At 70.8% G+C, this 15,614-nt stretch carries 13 protein-coding genes and 2 pseudogenes; 6 read left to right on the forward strand and 9 right to left on the reverse strand.

Translation table 11 applies throughout. The features are described from left to right. Position 1 precedes the first annotated feature (1 nt). Positions 2 to 1,120: a fatty acid desaturase family protein gene (locus tag OG247_RS41760; protein WP_327257181.1), complete on the forward strand. Its 1,119-nt coding sequence runs from the start codon at positions 2 to 4 to the stop codon at positions 1,118 to 1,120. Between the two features lie 69 nt (positions 1,121 to 1,189). Here OG247_RS41760 and OG247_RS41765 read toward each other — a convergent pair whose 3' ends face one another. Next, a complete protein-coding gene (locus OG247_RS41765) occupies positions 1,190 to 2,275 on the reverse strand; it encodes a helix-turn-helix domain-containing protein (RefSeq protein ID WP_327257182.1) in 1,086 nt (361 codons plus the stop codon). A 99-nt stretch (positions 2,276 to 2,374) separates the two neighbouring features. Here OG247_RS41765 and OG247_RS41770 point away from each other — a divergent pair, with 99 nt between their 5' ends. Then, positions 2,375 to 3,679, forward strand: a complete 1,305-nt coding sequence (locus OG247_RS41770) for an MFS transporter (protein WP_327257183.1) — start codon at positions 2,375 to 2,377, stop codon at positions 3,677 to 3,679. Here the strand turns inward: OG247_RS41770 and OG247_RS41775 are convergent. From OG247_RS41775 to OG247_RS41785, 3 genes are all read right to left on the reverse strand, one after another. Further along, a complete protein-coding gene (locus OG247_RS41775) occupies positions 3,641 to 4,399 on the reverse strand; it encodes a histidine kinase (RefSeq protein ID WP_327257184.1) in 759 nt (252 codons plus the stop codon). The genes OG247_RS41770 and OG247_RS41775 overlap by 39 nt on opposite strands. Positions 4,400 to 4,642: 243 nt before the next feature. After that, positions 4,643 to 5,272, reverse strand: coding sequence for a class I SAM-dependent methyltransferase (locus OG247_RS41780; protein ID WP_327257185.1), 630 nt, complete (start codon positions 5,270 to 5,272; stop codon positions 4,643 to 4,645). Positions 5,273 to 5,405: 133 nt separating this feature from the next. Continuing rightward, complete coding sequence (locus OG247_RS41785) at positions 5,406 to 7,400, reverse strand: discoidin domain-containing protein (protein WP_327257186.1); 1,995 nt, start codon at positions 7,398 to 7,400, stop codon at positions 5,406 to 5,408. Between the two features lie 335 nt (positions 7,401 to 7,735). Here OG247_RS41785 and OG247_RS41790 point away from each other — a divergent pair. The 3 genes and pseudogenes from OG247_RS41790 to OG247_RS41800 form a co-directional block, all read left to right on the forward strand. Further along, positions 7,736 to 7,873, forward strand: a pseudogene (locus tag OG247_RS41790) (aldo/keto reductase); the annotation flags it as partial. A 7-nt stretch (positions 7,874 to 7,880) separates the two neighbouring features. Further along, a complete protein-coding gene (locus OG247_RS41795) occupies positions 7,881 to 8,357 on the forward strand; it encodes an aldo/keto reductase (RefSeq protein WP_327257187.1) in 477 nt (158 codons plus the stop codon). 10 nt (positions 8,358 to 8,367) lie between these two features. Then, positions 8,368 to 9,129 (forward strand): isocitrate lyase/PEP mutase family protein, encoded by a 762-nt coding sequence (locus OG247_RS41800; RefSeq protein WP_327257188.1) that lies wholly within the window; start codon positions 8,368 to 8,370, stop codon positions 9,127 to 9,129. Between the two features lie 237 nt (positions 9,130 to 9,366). Here the strand turns inward: OG247_RS41800 and OG247_RS41805 are convergent, their stop codons facing one another. From OG247_RS41805 to OG247_RS41820, 5 genes and pseudogenes are all read right to left on the reverse strand, one after another. Then, positions 9,367 to 10,998, reverse strand: coding sequence for a phosphodiester glycosidase family protein (locus tag OG247_RS41805; protein WP_327257189.1), 1,632 nt, complete (start codon positions 10,996 to 10,998; stop codon positions 9,367 to 9,369). Positions 10,999 to 11,141: 143 nt separating this feature from the next. After that, a pseudogene (locus tag OG247_RS45020) lies at positions 11,142 to 11,405 on the reverse strand (SDR family NAD(P)-dependent oxidoreductase); the annotation flags it as partial. A 1,055-nt stretch (positions 11,406 to 12,460) separates the two neighbouring features. Beyond that, positions 12,461 to 13,084 carry a nucleoside/nucleotide kinase family protein gene (locus tag OG247_RS41810; protein WP_327257190.1) on the reverse strand — a complete coding sequence of 208 codons (624 nt, stop codon included), beginning with the start codon at positions 13,082 to 13,084 and terminating at the stop codon, positions 12,461 to 12,463. A 389-nt stretch (positions 13,085 to 13,473) separates the two neighbouring features. Further along, complete coding sequence (locus OG247_RS41815; RefSeq protein ID WP_327257191.1) at positions 13,474 to 14,034, reverse strand: Kelch repeat-containing protein; 561 nt, start codon at positions 14,032 to 14,034, stop codon at positions 13,474 to 13,476. Further along, complete coding sequence (locus OG247_RS41820; protein WP_327257192.1) at positions 14,004 to 14,177, reverse strand: hypothetical protein; 174 nt, start codon at positions 14,175 to 14,177, stop codon at positions 14,004 to 14,006. Before OG247_RS41820 ends, OG247_RS41815 begins: the two co-directional genes overlap by 31 nt. A gap of 427 nt (positions 14,178 to 14,604) precedes the next feature. On the opposite strand from OG247_RS41820, the gene OG247_RS41825 reads away from it, so the two are divergent. Further along, complete coding sequence (locus tag OG247_RS41825; protein ID WP_327257193.1) at positions 14,605 to 15,555, forward strand: SDR family NAD(P)-dependent oxidoreductase; 951 nt, start codon at positions 14,605 to 14,607, stop codon at positions 15,553 to 15,555. The last annotated feature ends 59 nt before the right edge of the window (positions 15,556 to 15,614 follow it).

The raw sequence follows: 15,614 nt of genomic DNA on the forward strand, positions 1-15,614 counted from the left end.
CTTGACCGCCATCGACCCCACCGCCCACCTGACCGCGGAGCAGATCGAGGAGCTGGGCCGCGAGCTGGACGCGATCCGCGACGAGGTGATCGCCGGCCGCGGCGAGAAGGACGCCGCCTACATCCGCAAGGTCATCTCGGCGCAGCGCAAGCTCGAGCTGGTCAGCAGGGGCGTGCTGCTGTTCTCGATCTTCCCGCCGGCGTGGCTGCTCGGCACCGCCGGGCTCTCCGTGGCGAAGATCATGGACAACATGGAGATCGGCCACAACATCCTGCACGGCCAGTGGGACTGGATGCGGGACCCGAAGATCCACTCCACCACCTGGGAGTGGGATCACGTCTCGCCGTCCGAGCAGTGGAAGCACTCGCACAACGAACTGCACCACACGTACACCAACGTGATCGGCAAGGACAACGACCTCGGCTACGGCATCATGCGCGTCGACGAGGACCAGAAATGGCACCCCTTCCACCTCGGCCAGCCGCTGTGGAACTTCCTCAACGCCTGTTTCTTCGAGTACGGCATCGCCGCGTACGACCTGGAGCTCGGCAAGAACCTGCACAAGCGCCGCCGCAAGAGCCCGGAGTTCCGCGCGCGGGCCAAGGCCGTGGGCCGCAAGATCCGCAAGCAGGTGCTCAAGGACTACGTGATCCACCCGCTGCTGTCGGGCCCGTCCTTCCTCCCCACGCTCGCCGCTACGTTCACCGCGAACCTGGTCCGCAACATCTGGACCCACTCGGTGATCATGTGCGGGCACTTCCCCGAGGGTGTGCAGGTCTTCGAGCGCCGGTCGATCAAGGGCGAGACGCGCGGCCAGTGGTACCTGCGCCAGATGATGGGCTCGGCGAACATCAGCGGCAGCAAGGCCATGCACTTCATGACCGGCAACCTGTCGCACCAGATCGAGCACCACCTGTTCCCGGACCTGCCGAGCAACCGGTACGCCGAGGTCGCGGTGAAGGTGCGCGCGCTGTTCGAAAAGTACGAGCTGGAGTACGTCACCGGCCCGCTGCCCAAGCAGGTGTTCTCCGCCTGGCACAAGGTCTTCCGGCTCTCGCTGCCGAACAAGGAGCCCAAGGTCAAAACGCCGGACCGCGGGCAGGAGGTCGTCGCCGCCTGATTCTCGGTATTGGTTCAGATCTCTCGGGCCTACCGGCGGCACCGCCGGGGCAGGGTAGGGCTTGAGCGCTCAGCGCAGTACGGCCGCCAGCAGGTCGGAGCCCAGGGCCGTCAGGTCGGGCAGGTTGAGGGTGTAACGGACGTAACGGCCCTGTCGGCGGGCCGTGAGCAGGCCCGCGCGGCGCAGGACGGCGAGGTGGCGGGAGACCTCCGGGGGTGAGAGTTCCCAGGCGTGGGCCAGTTCACCGTTGGTGTGCGGGCCGCGGGCCAGGGTGCGCAGCAGCCGCAGCCGTACCGGATGGGCGAGTGCGTCCAGTCGCAGCGTGACCGTTGCCAGAGATACGGGCTCTGATGGACCCGGCTCCGCCACCGGGTACTGCACCACCGGCTGCCATCCGGGCGCGTGGACCGCCACCAGGTGCGGGCGGCCGAAGACACTGGGGATGAAGGTGAGCCCGGTGCCGTGGGCGGCGGTCGCGTTGTCCTGCAGCTTGTCCACGATGACGCAGTCGCCGTCGGGTGCCAGGGTGACCGCGCCGGAGACCGATGCGAGTGCCGCCCCGATGCCCTGGCGCTTGAGCAGGTCGTTCTTCAGGCGCAGGTCGGTTGCGAGTCGCACGGCGACGCCCGTCCAGGCTGCGTCGAAGAAGGCCTCGGCGCACTGTTCGAGGGTGTCCCGCACCCGTGCCCGTACGGCGGCCGGGTCCGCGAGCAGCCGTTCCGCGAAGGCCTCTTGGAGCGCGCCGCGGGCCTGGGCCAGGTCCAGTACCCGCTCGCGCGCCGTCGCGTCGGCGAGCGGCGACGGCGCGGCGAAGTGGACCCGGTTGCTGCCGCACGTGGTGACGAGCGCAGCGGTCACGTACGTTTCGTCGTCGATGCGGTCCACGCCGTCCAGCTCCTCGGCGAGGGTTGCCCGGGGCCGGGCGGGGACCAGGAAGTCGGCCCGTGAGGACCGCCAGAGGAACTCCGCCTCCCGCAACCGCTCGGCCAGCTCCGGCCGCAGACCGGACCAGACGTCCCCAGCCCAGCCGGCGAGCTGCGGGTGATGCCCGGGTTCGGCCAGCACGTGCAGCATCGCGGTCAGCTCGGCCAGCGGGGAGGCGGCGAACCGCAGCCGCTCGGACGGCAGTCCGCTGATGTCGATCCTCAATGTCACCTCCTCATCATCACCGACCAGTTGGCGGACGACAGCGACGGTTGACGGTGTGCGTCAACCGTCGCACCCCGCCCGGCGCCCGGACGCACCGTTGACGCCATGGCAACCACCACCACCAAGATTCGGCCCCGCGCCCTCGTCCGTGCCTCCGGAGGTCCCCGCTATGCCGTCGCCCTGGCCGTGGACGCGCTCGGCACCGGCCTGCTGCGTCCCTTCCTGCTGCTCTACGGGGTGACCGTGCTGGAGCTGTCCGCGCCGGCCACCGGTATCGCCATGACGGCCGGCGTCGTCCTGGGTCTGGTGTGCATGCCCGGGGTGGGCCGATGGCTGGACCGGGGCGCACGCAGCACGGTCGTCGCGGCGTCGATGCTGGTACGGGTGCTGGGCGTGGCGCTGTTGCTGGCCACCCCGGCGGGTCACGTCTGGCTGTTCGCGACGGCGGCGCTCTTCCTCGGCATCGGCAACCAGGCGTGGCCGGCCGCCCACGCGGCCCTCGTGGCCACGATCGCCCACGGCCGGGAACGCGACGTCGCCCTCGCGGCAGGGCGTGCTCTGCGCAACGCCGGCCTGGGCGTGGGCGCGCTCCTCGCCACCGCGTGCCTGGCGGGCGGCACCACCGCCTTGCAGGCGCTGGCGGCGGTCACCGGGGTCGCCTACCTCACGGCGGCGGTGTTGGCATGGTCGGTCCACCTGCACGCGCGCCCGGCCGATGCCCCGGCCAAGGACGGGGTCGGGGACGGGGCCGGGGTCGGGAACGACGGGCCCGCACCACGGATGCGCGGGCTGCTTGCCGCCAACGTGGTCTACGTCTTCTGCCTCAACGTCCCCGAAATCGCGCTCCCTCTGGTCCTGTTGACTCAGTTGCACGCGTCCCCCGTGTGGTCGGCGGCCATCTTCGTGGCCAACACGGTGCTGGTGGTCGCCCTGCAGGTGCCGGTCACCGTCCTGATGTCCCGGTTCTCCCGGCGGACCTCGCTGGCTCTCGCGGGCGTGGTACTCGCCGCGTCCTACCTCGGTTTCCTCGCGGCCACCTCACTGGGACACGGCTGGGGTGCCGCGGCTGTCGCCGCGGTGTCCGTGGTCTGCACCATCGGCGAGATCCTCTACGCCGGCAGCGCCACCGCCCTCGTCACCGCCCTCGCCCCCGCCCCTGTCCTGGGCCGCTCCCTCGCTCGCTTCCAGCTCTCCACGGGGTTCGGCCTGGCCGTCTCGCCCGCGGTCATCACCTCTCTCGCATCCCGCGGCCCGTCCGCCCTCTGGGGCAGCCTCGCCGCTGCGACGCTCCTCGCCGCCTCGGCCGTCGCCACCGAGAAGGGCCAAGGACCACGGCTCGGCGGTTGCCCGGCCCCCGAAGGGCGGTGCTCGTCAGAGGCCGGGAAGGCGCCCACCGTTCAACTGCCGTAGCGCGGCCGAGTGCGAGAGCAGCGCGATCGCGGCGACCAACAGGCGCAGGAACATCGCCACGACGCTGCGCAGCCTCAAGAAGGCCCTGGAAACCGGCTGAAAGGCCGGCACCGCCGGCACCGCACTCTGTCCGCGGGCGCCGGGCCTTCGCGCGAGGACCTCGTGTTCGCGGCGCGTGAGGTCCTCGGGCAGGGCGGATCCCGACACGGGGGCATGCGCGGTCGTGGTCGTGGCCGTGTTCCTGACGGTGGCGAGCAGCCGGTCCTGTACTTCGCGGTCGAGTACGGACTGACCGGCGGCGGCCGCCCGGATGGCGCGGGTGATGTCCTCGCGTCCCGCTTTCTTCGTCAGGTACCCGCGGGATCCCGCGCCCAGTGCGCCCAGGATCGAGTCGTCGTCGGCGAAGGTGGTGAGCACGACCACCGCCACCCGGGGGTACTGCTCGCACAGCCGGCGGGTCGTCTCGATCAGCGCGTGTACGGTCCACTGCGCCTGCTTCAGGCTCTCTTTGACCAGGGCGTGGGCTTTGGCATTGGCTTCCCGGACCTTCTCCAGGTCACCGGTGTCGATCAACGCGTCGGTCAGTTCCAGCTGCATGTTGATCCCGGCCAGTGAGTGCGCCAGTACGTCGTGCACGTCCCGGGCGATCCGGCCGCGTTCGCTCAGCACGGCCGTCCGCGCCTCGGCTCGGTCGGCTCGGTCGGTGGTGGTCCTGTTCATCGCGCCGGCCTGCAGGGCGAAGTCCGCAGGGTCGGCCTTGCCGCCGGGACTGGTCCGTGCCCGGGTCCCAACGGGCGCTGCATCGGGCACCGTTGTCCGGCGGTCCTGGTGCCACGATTCGGGCGGCGGAGGAGGAGTTCTCCTCCGCGTGGACCGGGGCCGAGAGGCCGGTCAGGGTCAGCGCGACCGCGGTGGTGGCCGTCAGCCACGCCCGGCGTATTCGGGTGGGGGACCTGCGCCGGGTCAGGCGGGTCGTGTCGCAAAGCAGAAGAAGTGCTCCTCGGGCCCCGCGAGGGGATCCGCGGGTACGAAGGACGACGTGTGGTGGTGGAGCACTTCGAGGCCGGCTGCCCTCAGCTGCCGCAGGTGCTGGTCCGCGGACAGGCTGCTGACGGTCACCGGATGGCCCATCCACTCGATGTCCAGCCCCCGGATGTCTCCCGGGACCGTGGCCAGCACGAGGTAACCGCCCGGCGCGATCCAGGACGCCATCCGGTCCAGGGCGGCAGCGATGTCGGACTGGTCCATGACCAGAAGGGGGAAGAAGGAGCACACGGCGTCGAAGCCGGCCGCCCGGGGCACGTACGTGCGTACGTCGGCCTGCTCGAAACGCGCCCCTGGGAGCCGGGCACGGGCCGTCTCGACCATGGCCGCCGACACGTCGATCCCGGTCACGGTGTGCCCGGCACGGACGAGCACCTCCGCCGTGGGCCTGCCGGTGCCGCTGCCCACGTCCAGCACCTGAGCTCCGGATGGCAGCCGCTCCACGAGCCATTGCAGGGCCTCCAACTGCGCGGGCACGGACCCGAACAGGTCCTCGTACCGCTCCCCAAGCGCGTCGAACACCTCGGCCGCGCTCTTGCGTCGGGTCATGTCCCCTCCTCGTGTCGGCTGTTGCCACGCTACCGGCCGCCTCGACCCGGCACCCCAGCTCTCCCCTTTTGGGCCTGCCGGCCGGTCAGCCGGACCCGGCTCCGCCTTCCCCCGGGTGCGGACCGTCCGGTGATCAGGCGCCGTACACCCGGAACTCGGCGACTTGACCGGCGGGCCAGCCCGTATTGGAGGTGAAGACGAGCCGCAGGTGACGGGCCGTGGTGGCGGCGGGCAGGGCCAGGGTGGTGGTGTTCCCGGTGGACGGGTCGAAAGTGTGGGCCGAGGCGCCGAGCAGGTGACTGAAAGTAGTGCCGTCGGCGCTGCCCTGGACGGCGACGGTCTGCGTACGGGTGGCCCACGCGGTGGCCGGAGGGAGGGTGAGGACGATGCGGCGGACTCCCACGGAGTTGCCCAGGTCTACCTGGAGCCATTGGGGGAAAGCGTTGTTGGCGCTCTCCCAGTACGTGTTCGCCTGACCGTCCACGGCGTAGCCCGATCCGTACACCTGGGTGTGGCTGCTCTCGGCGGTCGGCCGGTTCAGGGCCAGGTCGACGGAGGGGGAGCCGCTGGCGGCGGTGGTCGGGGTCACCTGCCCGGACGGCTGGGAGATGGAGCCTGCCGCATCGAGAGCCTGCACGTCGAAGGCGTAGGACGTCGAGGCGGTGAGCCCGGTCACCGTGAACGTGGTGGAGCTCCCCGGGGCCGTTCCGATCGGGGTGGCGCCGGCGCCGGTGATCCGGCGGATCCGGTAGCCCGTCACGCCGATGTCGTCGGTGGAGGCCGTCCAGGCCAGCGTGACGGTGGTGTCGGTCACGGCCGTCGCGTGCAGGTTGCCGGGGGGCGTCGGGGCAGCCGTGTCCCCGCCGACGACCGGCGGGGTCGGGCGGACGGGGGTGAGGGGGATCTGCCCCTTCAGCATCCGGGCGCCGTCGCCCGTCAGCCGCAGGTAGTAGTCGGACGAGCAGGCGGTCCCGTCCTCGTCGAGGGCCGCGAGGCCCGATCCGGTCGGCACCCACAGCTGGGACTCGGCGGTCTTGGCGATCTGGTTGCCCTCGTTGTACTCGTCGAACATGGAGATGTACGCACTCGGGACCCCGGCCCGGCCCATGTTGTAGAACTGCCGCCACATGAAGTCGCCGTGGGCGCGCTGCCGCTCGGTCACCCCTCCGGGCAGGACGCACGGCTGGTAGTCGATTCCGTGTGCGGTGCATTCGGCGAGGTCGGGCACGGTCGCGACGTTGTAGAAGTTGTCGGCGTCCCCGGCGTTGCCGATCCGGCCGACCATCCACGGCGAGAGCATGTCGAAGGCGTGGTAGACCCCGGAGAAGCCGGGACGCGAGTCCCGGTCTCCCGTCCGCCACCAGGTCGGTACTCCGCCGATCACGTAACAACCCTGCTGCTTGAACCAATTGAGGACATCCAGGCAGGCGTCCGGGGCGAAGGGGCGCTGGTTGTCGTTGAAGCCGAAGCCCCAGAGACACACGGCGGGCTTGCCGTTCTGCCGGGCGTACGCGGGCGAGCCGGTGTGGGCCCGCATCTTGTTCACCCAGTCGGCCTTGATGTCCGTCTGCATGGACGTCCAGTCGGAAACGTCGTACATCACGTAGAACTTGACGCCCTGGGACTCGGCCGCGCTGCGCACCTTCCCCGCCATCGCGTCGCGGGTCGGCCCCTCGCCGCCGGTGGGGTTGAAGCGCTGGAGTGCGGCCGTGTCGATGCCGTACTCCTTCATCCAGCGGAAGTGCACGTCGACGGTCGACTGATCGTAGGAGGAGAACAGCGAAGCGGGCTGTCCGTTGCCCAGGTTCCCGAAACCGGTGCGGTACGTGGTCGGATAGTCGCGGACATCGGGCCACGCCACGATGGCCCTGTTCGACGTGGACGGTGTCTGGCTCCAGTTCTGGGCCCAGTGCCACCAGCCGTTGATCGGGGCGCCGTCGCCGGCGCACGCGAACCAGCCCTGGTACCCCACGGTGACCTTGCCGACGACATCGCCGGGCGCACTCGCCGCGCGTGCGCCGTCGGCGAGCGCGGTCCGGGAGGCTCCGACTACTCCGGCGAGTCCGACAACTCCGGTGGCTCCGGCGGCTGTAGCGGCCTGCAGAACCGTACGACGCGTGACACCCATCTGGATCTCCTCCGACTGTTCGTCGCATCCGCTGCCGCGGGGTGGTTCGGCGCGCGGGGGCGTCGGCAGCGCTGACGCGGGAGAGCGTATGGAGCCGAGTGCAGGGATGCAATAGAGAGCCATTTATTCGCAAAAACCAAAACGAGTAACGCAAAGCAGCGACGCCGGGGCGTACCTCGCCGGCCTGTTCGCCTGCGTCGAGGAGGCGCTGGACGGCGGCGGTGACGGGGGCCAGGAGGCGCTGATAACTTCCTGGGCGGCCGCGGAGTGCAGCGCTTCGCCGAGGCCGTGCTTGATGCGCGCGTACCCCGTCAGGGTGGTGAACCAACTTCGCAGTGCCGGACCGTGGCCACCCGGTCTGGTCCTACGGGTCGAGCGAGGAGATCCTCGGCCGGGCCCTGAAGGACTACGCGAATCGCGACGACGTTGTCATCACCACCAAGGTCCGCCACGACATGCGCCCGGGCAGCCCCAACGGGGGTGGCCTGTCCCGTAAGGCGATCACGACCGAGATCGACCACAGCCTGCGCCGGCGACCGCGCGGCCACCGACGGCGGCTACGCCGACCTCCTCTACAAGGCCAGTGCCGACAGCGACCGCCTGATCATCGACGAAGTCGGGGCCATCGCGCAGACCCGCGGGATCTCCCGCGCCCAGGTCTCCCTGGCCTGGCTGCGCCGCAACCCCATCGTGGCCGCGCCCCTGGTCGGCGGACGGACCATCGAGCAGATCAACGAGGCCGTGGCCTCACTCGACCTGGACCTGACCGACGGGGAAGCCCACCGCCTCGAAGCCCCGTGCACCCCCCCCCGCTACGACTTCCAAGGCGTATCCGACTCCGCCGAACTGGAACGCATCAAGGCAGGCATCCCATCCCCGGCTACGCCAACGTCTGACACCGGCGCTCCGCAGGCCCACGGATCCGCAGTCATGCTGTTCCTGGCGGTGCGGGAGTAGCGTTCTCGGCATGGACCTTCGCACCACAGTCGAGCGTGCTCGACGCCTCAAGCACCTGCACGCCGAGTACACGCCGCTCGTGCTGCCGACCGTCTGGGACGTCTGGTCCGCGAGGACGGCAGCCGACGCCGGATTCCCCGCGCTGACGGTCGGCAGTCATCCGCTCGCCGGCTCCCGAGGAGCGGAGGACCATGAGGGGCAGACCTTCGAGGAGGTGCTCACCGCCGTCCGGCCCATCATCGCGGCCGTCGACGTCCCCGTGTCAGTGGACCTGGAGGCAGGGTACGGGCAGGAGCCCGCGGATCTCATCGCCGGACTCATCGAGGTCGGCGGCGTCGGCCTCAACATCGAGGACACCGTCCATTCGGACGGCGGACGTCTACGCAGCACACAGGAGCACGCCCGCTACGTCGCAGGCCTGCGGACGGCTGCTGACGACGCCGGGATCCCGGTCTGGGTCAACGGGCGCACCGACGTCTTCGCGCATGCGCAGGACGCCGGAGCCGTCCTCCACGAGGCGATCGAGCGGCTGCGGGCGCTGGAGCACGCCGGTGCCGACAGTGTCTACCCGGTACGCATTCAGGACGACGACGAGCTGCTCGAGGCGGTGACCGGTGCCGTCGCCATTCCCGTGAACTCCACGGCCCACCCCGTCCAGCACGACCTTGAGCGCTTTCGCCGCCTGGGTGTCAGGCGGATCACTTATGGTCCGCTGCTGCAAATCGCGATGACGGATGCGATGAAGGACATGCTCGGGCCGTGGACACCCTGAACTGAACTGAACTGAACGAGCTCCGGTGATCCGGCCCGTACGGTCCGGATCACCGGAGCGGGAGGGCGGCTGAGGGCCGGCCGAAGGTCAGTCGGAGATCCCCTACAGCGAGACCGGTCCGGCCGGGATGCGGTGCGTGGTGCCGTTCTCCGAGGACGGGGCGACGAACGACGGGGCCACACCAACGGCATCGGCAGCGACGTGACCCCCCGCGGGGCAGCAGCGCTCGCCCGGTCGTCAGTGGCCGGTCGCAGTCCGGTGCAGCAGTAGGACGTTGCCGAGTGACCTGGGACCCGTTGCGTCCGAGGGGCGGTTGACGATGCCCGACCCGGCGGTGACCATCACGCTCGATCCACCGCCGTCGAGGTTCAACGCCTCCCGGGCGCCCAGGGACTTCATCAATTTCGCGGCAGCGGCCACGCCCAGGCCCTCGCTCCACCCGGCCCGGCGCCCGTCCACGACGACCAGCAGCAGCCGGCCCTGACCGTCGACGCCGATCATGGAGCGCGGGTTGCCGCGGACCACCCAGTTGTAGGTGAAGGTCTGGTCGTCCCCCTCGCGGATGATGCCGTCGGCGAGGGCATTCACCGCGATCCGCCCGTCCCGGACCAGCGTCGGGCCGATCTGGAGGATCGTGGTGTCCGGAGTGAGCGGGACGTCGTGTCCGGCGCCGTCCAGGACGCGCTGGGTGATTCCCAGCCGGGCTCCCGGGCGCGCGTGTGAGACCAGCCATTCGGCGCTCTCGCCGATCGCCTGGAGGGTTGAGCCACCCGCCGGCGGCTTGGCCCCGCGCGTGTGGTGCACCGCCGTCACCCGGTCATCGCGGTCCAGGACCACCTCGGCGCCCGCTCCGGTCGGCGGGGTGCTCCACTCGGGGGTGAAGCGGACGAGCTCGCTCTCGTCGGTGCACTTGAAGTCGTGCTGCGGGCGCTGGGTGGGCTGGTCTCCGCCGACGCCTCCGCAGTTCCAGATCTCGCCGGGGATCCGGTTGACGCCGTCGATCTCCCTCGTGGAGCCGCCCGCCCTGACCGTGATCCGCGTGGTGTACGTGTCGACGTCCAGTTGCCGCCCGCCGTTCGTGATCCTGAAGCCCCCGCGGCCCTGAGTTGCCGCGCCCAGCAGCCGGCCGTCCTTGACGTACAGGCCGAGCGGCGCGCCGGCCCCGAACCACTGGGCATTTATGCCCGCGAGCGCCCCGGCGGCGGCCGCCAGGTCGGGCAGCTTCTCGGGGACGTCGATGCTCGGCCCGAAGTCACTGGCCAGGCGGCCGGTGAACCGCTTGAAGTCCACCTGCAGGACGAACACCCGCTGGAGGGCGCCGGCGTCCGTACCGTCCTGCGCCGTGTACCGGGTGTCCCCGGCGAACCCGGCCGCCCGGACCTGGGCGAGCGCCGCCGTCGCCGCGCGCTGGTCGGCGTACCGGCCGATCCGCACGGTCCACCCCAGGGTGCCGGCCGGGCGGTCGGCGAAGGCGGGGATGAGGACCCGCTCCACCCGGGGTTGGAGCCCCTTGGCCCGCAGGGCCGCGGCCACCCGGTCGGCGCGCTCCTTGGGGCCGAGGGCCGCGGTGGCCTGGCTGTAGGGGAGGTCGGCGGTCAAGGGCTGGTTCACGTGGACGGTCCAGACGTCGTCGGCGTCCGTCCGGCCGAGGACGATCGAGGTCTGGGTCACCCCGGGGGCGATCACGGTGGACTGCTTCGACTCGGGGAGCGGGAGCGTGCTGGGTTCGGGAGCGACCCCTTCCACCGGGCGCGGGGCCGCGGTCGGCCGTCCGACCGCTCCGGTTTCCGGTGCCGCACCGAGAGCGGCGAGCGCGCAGAGGGCGAGGAAGGCAACGGACGACACGGCGAGGTGCGATGGCTGACGCATACGGCTCTCCCTGAAGGTGAGGTGGTGCGTCCGTCCAGTGCAGGAGCGACATGTGGCGGGTGGCGCAACACAGCTTGGTGCGCGCGTGAATTCCCCGCGAACGAGGCAGGGGCCTTCTCGGGTATCTCGGAAACGGCCCCTGACCTGCGACTTCGACACGGTGGCCCCGCTGCTGGCGAGAACAGTGCCTGGCCATCCGTGTTGGTGTCGAGTACCGCGGTGATGTCTTCGCCGGTGCACTCTCCGGGGGACTTGCCGGCCCCGGGGATGCCGGCGTTGTTGATCAGGACGTCGAGTGGGCCGTGCTCGCGGGAGATGGGGGCGGCGGCTGCCTGAATCGAGGTGTTGTCACACATGTCGAGAACGATCGGGTGCGCCCCGAGCTCCTTGTCGGCGCGCTCAGTCATCCGGACCAGGTACGGGACCACGAAGATCGGAGCAGCCAAGGCTGACCAGCCCCGCCCCACCCTGACGCTCGGGCCCTAGGGGAGGAGCGCGGTCAGGCGGTACACCTTGCCGGGTTCGGCGTGGGCGGGCGAGAGGAGTTGGGAGACGGTCACGAAGGTGTACCCGCAGTCGCGGAGTTCGCTGACGCTCCACAGGATCTGGACCAGGCCGAGGTGGGTGCACGGCCCGTCGCCTTCTCTATGTCCTGCTGGACCGGCTCGATTTCGGCGCGTATTTCGTCAGGGGTGAGTTCTGTGAGGACACCCGCACGGAGAAACGGTGCATGTGATCTCTTGCGGTGGGAATGTCGGCATCCCGAACAGGTCTGGCGGCCGAAGCGGCATGCACAGAGCAGCCTTGACGAACTCCCCGGGCCGCTGCCGGATGTGTGGCCACGCGGCCGGACCCGACGGGTGCGAAGAAGACTGCTATTTCAGGTATGTGTCGAAGAACGCGGTCGCGTAGCGGATCGCGGTCTCGCGTTGCTCGGCGGGCCCAGCTGCAGGGGTGTGCCCGTCCCGTTCGTGCTCTCGCACCGGCCACCCGCGTCCTGCGTGGACACCTGGGCCGAGCCGACGACCTCGGGCTGAGGGCTGCCGCAGGCGGCCCCCAGGGTGACCGCGGCGACGGCTGTCATGCGGAGGACGCTGCGGCGCAGGGAGCGGGGGAGCATGCGGATCGACAAGGAGGCCCTTCGGGGCACGGATCTCAGGCTGGGACGGCCGCTCGGATCCGTGGGTACCGCGGCGACCCCTCGAAGGTATGCACCGTGATCGGCAGGTATGTATCAGGCGATGCGCATATGTGTATCAATGGCATCAGTGGGAACGAGACCGGCCCGGCAGACCGGATTCCGTCCCGGGCCGGGCCTCCTCGCCCGGCCTCGCTCCGCGTGGGGCGGCTTCGCCTGCAGGCGCGCGCCGGCGGCGAGCGCCGGCCGGGCCATCGGGGCCCGGCTGATCATGAGGCCGGGGGTCCGCGCGACGTCCCGTGCCAGAGCGCCGCGCCACGATCGTCAGCCGGCGCCGGCGCCGATGATGAGGTCGGCGCGGTGGCGGCCGCGTGCGACGAGGAGGGCGTTGGGTTCGTCCGAGCCGGCGACCCAAGCGCGGGCCGACTCCGGGTCCTTGCCGTGGCGGACGTGCCGGTCGATGAGGCGCCGCACGCGCAGGCTCTCGTCCGGTGCCAAGTACCAGGCCTGGTCCAGGAGCGACCGTACGGGTGCCCATTCCGGCGCGTCGTCGAGGAGGTAGTTCCCCTCGGTGATCACCAGGGGCACGCCCGGGGCGACGGGGATGCTGCCCGCGATCGGTTCCTCGAGGGAGCGGTCGAAGGCCGGTGCGTAGACGGTGCGTTCGCCCGGTGCCCGCAGCCTGCGGAGCAGGCACAGGTATCCGGCACTGTCGAACGTGTCCGGGGCGCCCTTGCGCTCTGCCCGCCCGAGCCTGTCCAGCTCGCCCTGCGCGAGGTGGAACCCGTCCATGGGCACCACCACGGCACGCTCCGGCCCGAGAGCGTCCGCGATCAGCGCCGCCACGGTCGACTTCCCCGCACCGGGAGGCCCGGCGATGCCCAGGATCCGGCGGGCGCCCTGGTCGGCCAGTCCGGCCGCCCGCGCGATCAGCTCCGATGTCTGCACCCGGACATCCTGCCCGAGTGCTGGCCAAGGGAGCCGTCGGGCCTGCCGGACGACGCGGGGTGACGGTGGCCGAGCTGACTCGGACGCCAGACAGGCCGCCGCGCACCTCGGGCTAACTGAGGACGCGGCACACAAGCTGTCGGCCCGCTTCGGCCGTTGGAGCCCCTACCGCTGACCCGCGCCACCGCGCGTGGTGGCGGCCCGCCCGGGCCGAGGGGCGACGGAGGACCCGGGCGAGCTCCACCGGCCGGCCTGCCAGGACTGCGTTCGCGGACACCGTGGGCACGCTGTTCCTGGGGTCCACCGGCCGGATCCCGCCTTGATCGGCTCAGTGCCGGGGGTCGCGCTCGCTGTGCCCACGGGGAGGCAGGAGCTTCGTGGAGGCCGGTTCAGTGCCTCGACGGTTGGGGAGGGTCGAGTGCCTCCAGCGCGCCAGTGAGGCCCCCGCCCGAGCGGCCGCCGGAGGTGTAGACACAGTTGCCGGCCACGCCCACGGGACACGGCATGGCGGCTGCCGCGGGGCCATAGCGGGGGGTCGGCAACGGGGGCAGGTCCGTCCAGAGGTTCGAGGCGGGGTTGTACGACTGGACGGTGCCAAGCTCGCCGTTTTGGTTGAAGCCGCCCACGGTGTAGAGGCAGATGCCGTTCTGCCCGGGTGGGCAGGTGGTGGCCGCCGTGCCGATGTCGGCCCGGGCTCCGGGCAGCGACGCCACCGGGCTCCAGGCATTCGTGGCCGGGTTGTACGACTCCACCGTGCTGCTGTAGTTGGCGCTGCCGAGGCCGCCGACGGCGTACACGCAGGTTCCCGACTGCCCCGGCGGATATGCCGCTGCGGCGGCGCCCAGGGAATCTCTGGGTGTGGGCATGGCCGCCGCCGTGCTCCAGGAGTTGTTTGCGGGGTTGTAGACCTCCGCCGAGTTCAGGAAGCCGCTGTTGTCGTAGCCGCCCACCAGGCGTTGGTGAGCCGGTTGTACGACTCCGCTGTGGCCAGGTCACTGCCGTTGGAGCTGCCCATGCTGTAGACGCAGGTGCCGCTCTGGCCGGGCGGACAGGGTGCCACGGCTGATCCGAGGCCACTTCGTGCGGTGGGCATGCTCGGCAGCGTGGTCCAGATCGTGCCGTTGCTGGCGGCTGCGGGGAGCATCCCGGCGAGGACCGCGACTGCGGCCAGCGCGGTGGCCAGGGCGAGCCGCCCCCGCCACTTGTTCCGGGAGCGGGCGGGGGGGTGGCGTGCGCATGAGCGGCACTCTTTTCCTCGTGCGGGAGCGGGTTCTCAGGGGGTGTCCCACGGCGCGCCGCAGGACCCCGCTGCCTACCGGTGAGTCACCCACCGTTGTCCCTGGCCGGACACCGCACATGGAGCAAGATGCGGCATGTCGGCGGAGTGTCGGTATCCCGGCCGTGGCGGTCGGCGGTCCATAGGCGATGTGTCGGTTCTCGCTGGAACCGTGGATGACAAGCCGCTCCCCTTGGAGCGGCCACGATCGTCTCGTCCTGCCGGATCAAGGGAGCCTCCCGTCATGTCGCCAACGTCCTACACCCCGCCCTGGAATGTTCACCGGCTGCCGCGTGCCGACGGCAGCGTCTTCCTGGTCACCGGCGCCAACGCGGGCATTGGGTACTTCATCGCAGAGCAGCTTTCCGCGACCGGAGCCACCGTCGTGCTGGGCAGCCGGAACCCGGAGAGAGCCCAAGCCGCCTTGACCTCCATCCGCTCGCGTGTGCCCGGCGCGGAGGTACGCGCCATACCGCTGGACCTCGCAGACCTGTCGTCTCTCAGCACAGTGGTGGAATCCCTGGAGGTGAATGCCCTCGATGCGGTGGTCCACAACGCAGGCGTCGCGTGCGACGACCCGCCGCGTCGCGAGACAGGAGACGGTCATGAACTCATGTTCGGTACGAACCACCTCGGACACTTCGCCCTGACCGGCCGACTGATGCCGCTGCTTTCGGCCGCGCCTGCGGCACGTGTCGTGACCGTCGGCAGTTTCGCAGCGAAATCCGAACGGCTGAACCTGGAAGACCTCCAGTCCCGGCGGGAGTACCGGGCCAAACGCGCCTACGGACGATCCAAGCTGGCACAGATGTACTTCGGGCTCGAACTTGGCCGCCGCCTGCGCACCCTCGGCAGCTCGGCGGAGAGCGTGGTAGTCCACCCCGGCGGCGCGCTGGACTCCCTCACCCCGTCACGACCACCGGTCCATGTGCGAAGCGTCGGCGCACGGCTGCGCACGGCACCCGCCGCTCTACTCGTCCAAGGCAAGGACGCCGGCGCATGGCCGGCGGTCCGAGCGGTGCTCGACCCGGCCACGCGCGGAGGACAGCTGTGGGGACCACGCCTCTTCGGTCTGCGCGGCACACCTAGACAAGAAGCGGTATGGAGTCATCTCGCCGACACCGCTGTCGCGGCGCGGCTGTGGGACGCCAGCCGCAACCTGGTCAACGTCGACCCCGCCAACCTGCGCGGATAGGCCAGGCGAGCAGCCCGTGGACAACTGGCGTGCCCAGAGCGGGCTGTTCACGAGTACCG

Source organism: Streptomyces sp. NBC_01244 (assembly GCF_035987325.1).
Lineage (GTDB): Bacteria > Actinomycetota > Actinomycetes > Streptomycetales > Streptomycetaceae > Streptomyces.